A 565-nucleotide genomic window follows, 5' to 3' on the forward strand; every position below is an offset into this window, starting at 1 on the left:
GGACGCAACGAGGACGCGACGGCGGCCGCGCTGAAAACGCTCGTCGACGCTGGCCTGTTGTCGCCGGACATCCTCGTCGAGCAGACCGTCCGCCAGCGACTCGGATTCCCCGCCGTCCCGGCCGCCCCCGCGCCCGCCGACACTGCACCGGCACCGGCCGCACCGGTCGCCGCGCGCCGAGCTCGGCGCGCACCCGCGCCACAGGAGGCCCTGTTTTGACCGCGCCCGTGTCCGTGCCAACGGCCCCGGTGCTCTCGCATCTGTCGCAAGTCGAGCTCATGCGTGTCGGCACGTGGGACGCCAGCACCGGCCGCCACACCTTCACCCCCGACGATCTCGCGTTCGCGGTTGCCGCCACCGATTGCCCGGCGGTGCATCGCCCGCGAATCAAGTTGGGGCACAGCGACCCTCGGTTCGATGGCGAGCCCGCGATCGGATGGGTCGACAACCTCGCCGTTGTCGACGGCGCGACCCTGATCGGCGATCTCGTCGGTATGCCAGGCTGGCTGGCGACCCCGGATGCCAACGGGCACACCGTGATTGCCTCGGCCTACCCGCAGCGCTC

The 565-nt window shown here is 71.9% G+C and carries 2 pseudogenes; both read left to right on the forward strand.

The features are described from left to right. Positions 1 to 219 (forward strand): annotated as a pseudogene (locus NA10_RS38315) (phage portal protein family protein); the annotation flags it as partial. Further along, positions 216 to 565, forward strand: a pseudogene (locus NA10_RS29195) (phage protease); the annotation flags it as partial. The pseudogenes NA10_RS38315 and NA10_RS29195, both read left to right, overlap by 4 nt.

Source organism: Nocardia acidivorans NBRC 108247 (assembly GCF_001625085.1).
GTDB classification, from domain to species: Bacteria; Actinomycetota; Actinomycetes; order Mycobacteriales; family Mycobacteriaceae; genus Nocardia; species Nocardia acidivorans.